At 55.0% G+C, this 5,437-nt stretch carries 3 protein-coding genes; all 3 read left to right on the forward strand.

The genetic code is table 11. The features are described from left to right. Positions 1 to 115: 115 nt before the first annotated feature. The 3 genes from Q2M23_RS43065 (at position 116) to Q2M23_RS43075 (ending at position 4,767) form a co-directional block, all read left to right on the forward strand. Complete coding sequence (locus tag Q2M23_RS43065; RefSeq protein ID WP_316399438.1) at positions 116 to 1,231, forward strand: DUF3631 domain-containing protein; 1,116 nt, start codon at positions 116 to 118, stop codon at positions 1,229 to 1,231. A gap of 1,789 nt (positions 1,232 to 3,020) precedes the next feature. Further along, positions 3,021 to 4,244, forward strand: a complete 1,224-nt coding sequence (locus Q2M23_RS43070) for a hypothetical protein (RefSeq protein ID WP_316399439.1) — start codon at positions 3,021 to 3,023, stop codon at positions 4,242 to 4,244. Between the two features lie 262 nt (positions 4,245 to 4,506). Beyond that, entirely contained in the window at positions 4,507 to 4,767 is a 261-nt protein-coding gene (locus tag Q2M23_RS43075) for a hypothetical protein (protein ID WP_316399440.1), read from the forward strand. Positions 4,768 to 5,437 lie beyond the last annotated feature (670 nt).

A 5,437-nucleotide genomic window follows, 5' to 3' on the forward strand; every position in this document is an offset into this window, starting at 1 on the left:
TAGCCATGTCGTTCTGTGAGCCAAGGAGTTGAGTGTTATAGTTGTCTTCCTAAGACCGCTTGGCCTCCGACTTGAGTACGAAAACAGGATAAAACAGACAGCAATCGATCTCGATATGTCGATCTCCGCAATCGATGCGGAGGTAGCGCGGCTTCGTGATTTGGCAAACGAAGGTGTTGATGTCGAAAGGCCGTGGCCCGTGGCGGTTGATGGGGAACGGCTGATAGATGAACTCGGTACTGTGATCAGCCGGCACGTGGTACTGAAGAATAAGCACTGCCTAGCAACTGCACTTTGGGTTCTATTCGCTCACACTCATAACGCTTGGCGGCATTCACCGATACTGATGGTCAACTCACCCACCAAGGGATGCGGTAAGTCGACGGTGCTCGATTTGCTGCACAGACTGGTCCCGCATCCCTTTGGCGCCAGCAATGCTACATCAGCCTCAATTTTCCATACGATTACGCGACACCGAAATCCAACGCTCCTGTTCGATGAAGGTGAAACCTGGATTGACGGAAAGAACGAGCTGCGCGGTATCCTCGACAGTGGCCACCATCATGCCGGCGCGAAGGTCGCGCGAGCCAGTGGCGAATTCAGTACCTGGGCTCCAAAGGCGGTTGCCCTGATCGGAGGACTGCCGGCCACTCTTGAGGATCGATCAATTCGGATCGAACTGAAGAAGAAGCTGAGCACGGAGCGTGTGCGTCCAATACCCACGCGCGAACATCACTACACGAGCCTGCGTCGTCGGTGTCAGCGGTGGGCTCGGGATAACATCCAGGCATTGCGTGACATCGCCCCCGAATTTCCCGAGGGAGTGCACAACAGAGCTAGCGACAATTGGTGCCCTTTGCTCGCGATCGCGCAGCAGTGTGGGGGCTATTGGCCGGTGAGGGCTCGCGATGCTTGCCAAAGTATCTTGAATGTCCGTAAAGACGAAGACGTTGCAGTTCTCTTGCTGCAGGATTTTCAGGAACTGTTCAGTCAACATCCCTTTCGCGGCCTGTCTAGTACCCAGGTTGTCAACGCTCTCGTCGCTATGGAACATCGGCCTTGGCCTGACTACCACAACGGCAAACCCATCACGGGGCGCGGTGTCGCAAAACTCCTCGCGCCGTTTGGGATTAGGCCGACGCAAATTTCGATTGGGGGAAGTCGCCGTCCGAATGGGTACCTCCCAAAGCATTTTGATGAAGCGTTCGCGCGCTATATCTCCGCCCGCTGAAGGCATCTTACATCGAGGATCCGGAGAAGCCGGACGAGCACGATAGTATTGAGCGGGAAGCCAAGGCTGCGAATGTGGACCGTGTCGGGTGGTCTACCAACGCTAGGCAAGCGTCGGTAGATCACTTGTTGCATTTCCGCCAACCCTCAGTGCGGGAGGCGTCAGTGCCGCTGACTTCGATGAGTTCATGGACAGCCATATCCGCGCACTACGGGTCCTACGGAACATCTACGGATAGTTTCGAGCCGTTAGACCAGCGACGCACCTTTTATGGTGTGAAACGAGCTGATCGTAAAAAAACAGTACTCGACACTTCGACCATTCGTTTCTCCTGCTAAAGCGAGGGGCTTCATGAACTCGTAACTCGGCTCGTAGTGCGCCCACTGAATTCAAGAGAAGGCTACACAAGCGAACGTTATGGCGTTCAGCGTTCTTGTCTCCAGTGGAGCGTGCGCTCCTTCAATCCCAACCGCAGGCCAAGTACCCAGGCAACGTCGACGCCTTCGCTTTCGAACAATTTTCGTACCTTGGTCCTGCGACGCCCGTCCTTGCGATACCGATTTGGACTAACGTCGGTTCTGTCAATGGATTCGTTTGGTGCGTGCGCGTTCATTGTTTTCCCTTCAAATGACTACTGCGAATTCGCAGTACTCATTTTAGGAGCGTGCTGTGATTTAACGACGATCTTAGGTGCGCGCTGTTCGACGAATTCAAATCCAGGATTGCAAAATCGCTATAATCGAAGCAGGGGCGTGCCACGGAGGTTTTTCGCATTCTCCAATGTTTCTTCGCGTCCAGTCGCATGCCCCCGCTCAAAACCGCTCAAAACCGCTCTAAGCGACCATTAGGAAGACCTTCGACAGAGGGGCCCACGGCTCACTCCACAGCAATGTCCCCGACACAGTGCTGCAATGTCCCCACGAGTGAGCGATCCACCACCCGTCAGATCCATCTTTCTAAGCGTTTTCAAAGTCCAGTATTGCCGGTGGGCCGGGTTAGCTTAGTCGTTGCTCGCGGTTGCTCTCAACCTCAACGGCAAGTCCAGCTATCGCCGCCATTTGCACCAACGCTGGTAGCGATATGCAGCGGCTGCGCCACAATGACACGTTGCCGGCCGAATAATCTTCAGTTGTACTGAGGTTTTATACGATCTAAGCGATAATTGCGACACCCATGCTTACGCATCTCTTGTTCTCTGACACGTCACTCGGAGGAGCAGATGTACCGTCTTCTAGCAGCAGTTTTCACCAATCTGCTTTTAGTTCTTTCGGGCGCTCTTGCCGCCGATTTCTCTAATGTGCAGGGGAATTGGGTTTGCGCATCTGGATGCGGGTGCACGCCAGCCTCACCGAATCGGTACTCGTCAATCACAAACAGTGGTACGGCCCGCAATGAATGCGGCGCCGAATCTGCCTTGTCGCTCTCAGGAAATCGGCTCCAAGCCAACGAATGGGGCTTGGGAGGTAGCGTGACGTCCGATGGGGCCACCATCAATTGGGACAATGGCACAGCGTGGACGCGGCTCTCTACAAGTGCACCCGACCTCGCGCAGAGGATAGCATGGTGGGAGAGCCGCACTTTCTACTGTGCGTCGGACGCCGGAAGATTCCCATCCAAAGAGGGTGGCGGAGGCGCATGCGACGACGGGGACTCGGTAATGTTTAATGCACTGCTTTGCAGGTCAGGTGACCCGCGAGGGTGCAATACAGTGAAGCTCTCGCAGGACGATGACGGCCGCTTCTGGAGGTCTCCAAGAAAGCGTCAGCTCCGCGTCGAGGAGCCGTCTAGCGTGGAAGATGCAAAGACCACAGTTCTGAATGCGCTCGACCTTAGCAAACGCGAGAAAGGTGAGACGACTTTTAGCGGCGATCATGCAACGGGCTTGTACGTCTATTTCGGTCATATGGGAGACAAGGAAGCGCCAGCTTTTGAGAAGTGGATCAGATGGATCAACTCGAACGAGCGATGCCTAACCTTCTGTGGGCCCATGCCGGCCGGCACGCCAAGATTCTGCAAAAATGACCGCTGCGCGTTCGGTCCCGGCGACTGTCCAACGTTAATCACACTCGGCCGACGTCTGGGCGTTGGCGTGCCGTTCTGCTCAGTCGATGGAATGACTCCTATTCCGACCGTGCAGAATCTCGCGCAGGCTTTGAAAAATTTCTACGATCACACAATCGGGAGATTCTCAGTCCAACCCCCTGAGTTGAAGCTTCTAAGGGATAAGTTCGATAAGGCGCTGAAAGCCTACGAAGATGCGGTCGCTCCAATTGAAGCGTTGCGCACGCAGATAGAGGCTGAGGCCGTTCTAGCACTCTCGCTTCCGCAGATCGAAGCGACAATTTCTGCGAAAGTAAATGCCCGTGGATTCTCGCGGCACAATGCACTGGTCCAAATCATGATCTTGCAGGATTGGGGCCTAGGTAAGCACTCGATGAGCAGTATCGCCAGCAAGATAGCCGATGACGAACCGCTGAACCCGTTCTTTCAGTATGTGGCCAAACGGCGCTCAAGCAAAGACAGCATGCTGCCGCTGATCACAAAAGAATGCCCAGACCAAAGCTCGGATGTTCCCCATCTGCGGAGCCAATGGTCATGGGAACGCGACAGCGCGAAGGAGGAGTGGAAGGACACCATGTATTGGGACTGCCTCTTTATCGCTGCCATGTTCGTTGAGACGAGCACAGCCCCGTCCGACCGCGATTCTGCTATCGAAAAATCCCTAAGGGATGCGCTCGCGGGCGCCATCAAGCTCGTGGGGCAAGCCTATGCGGCCGCTGACGCTGTGCTCAACGAAATTGCTGATCTCTTGAAGACGATGCCCGATCCCGTCGGGACAGCAAGGGACAAGGCAAAGGAGTATGAAGATGCTGCTAAGAATCCGGGTAAGGTGCTCGATGATCTTAAAAATGATCCTCTCGGAACTGCACAGAGGCTAGACCCGAACCCGATCCCGAGCCCGGTCCCGACCTCAATCCCGACCTCGATCCCGACTCCCTTCAGGCGCTGGTAAACGCCAAGGGGCATGCAATCGAAAGCCACATTTCTGTAACCGAGAATGACAATGCTGACCAAGCTGACTTCCTAACAAGGGGCTTATGATTTTATTTGCCACTCTATCGGCAAGTCATCCGGGTCAGCATTGTGATCCCGGTCACGCATTGACGTAAGCAATCGCGTAGCGCTTCTTTCACTTCTATGCCCGGCTGTTTTGATCTCCTTGAAGACCCACATCCTTCGCACTTTCAACCTGAACGCCTTGTAGAAACCCATCCATGCAGACGGTCTCGCGGCGCGGCGAGGTTGTCAGACTTGGCCCTCAACATTGCTACATCGGCGAGAACGGCGTGAACGGCGAGAGGCGCATCCGGATTGAGCGCAACCACGGCAGCGGCGACGTTGACATCCAGATTTCAGACGCGCTCGCGGCGGCCATCGACAGAACAAACACCGGACCCGGTACCGAAAACTGCAATTGTTCGCTGAACGCGGCGATCTGGAAGCCGCTAGGAATCGCGTCTCTTGCGCGCTCGTGATGCGCACTGAACAAGGAGCAGGTTGACATTGAATCAGCGTTGCTCTCTCCAGCGAGCGAACCAGTTGTGAAGTGTACTCTCCTTCAAGCCCAACCGCAGACCAAGTACCCAGGCAGCGTCGGCACCTTGATTTTCGAACAATTCGCGTACCTTGATCTTGCGACGCCCGTCCTCACGACACCGGTGTGGACTAACATGGGCACTGTCAGCGTGTTCGCTGGGTGCATTAGCGCTCATCGTTTTTCCCTTCAAATCATCACTGCGAATTCGCAGTACTCATTTTAGGGAAGTGCATTGCTAGATATATCAGAAAGCGCTTAGCAACGATCTTAGATGCGCGCTCGTGGTCGAATTTGCATCCAGGATTGCAAAATCGCTCAAACCGAAGCAGGGAGCGCTACGGAGCTTTTCCGCATCTCCCATGTTTCTACGCATCCGGTCCCGTGCCCTCCGCTCAAAACCGCCCTAAACCGATCTAAACGACCATTAGGAAGACCTTCGACAGAGGGACCCACGGCTCACTCCACAGCAATGTCCCCGACACAGTGCTGCAATGTCCTCGTCCAATTAGCGTTTAGTAAACGAGTAAACGTGTGGAAGCGAAGCCGAATGCGCGCTGGTCGCTGGACTTCGTCCACGACCAGTTCGCCAACGGGCGTCGCTTCCGCAT

Source organism: Bradyrhizobium sp. 33ap4 (assembly GCF_032654765.1).
GTDB classification, from domain to species: domain Bacteria; phylum Pseudomonadota; class Alphaproteobacteria; order Rhizobiales; family Xanthobacteraceae; genus Bradyrhizobium; species Bradyrhizobium australafricanum.

Coding starts and splice junctions, on each gene's coding strand:
- Q2M23_RS43065 (WP_316399438.1), top strand. CDS start 116: ATGTCGATCTCCGCAATCGATGCGGAGGTAGCGCGGCTTCGTGATTTG.
- Q2M23_RS43075 (WP_316399440.1), top strand. CDS start 4,507: ATGCAGACGGTCTCGCGGCGCGGCGAGGTTGTCAGACTTGGCCCTCAA.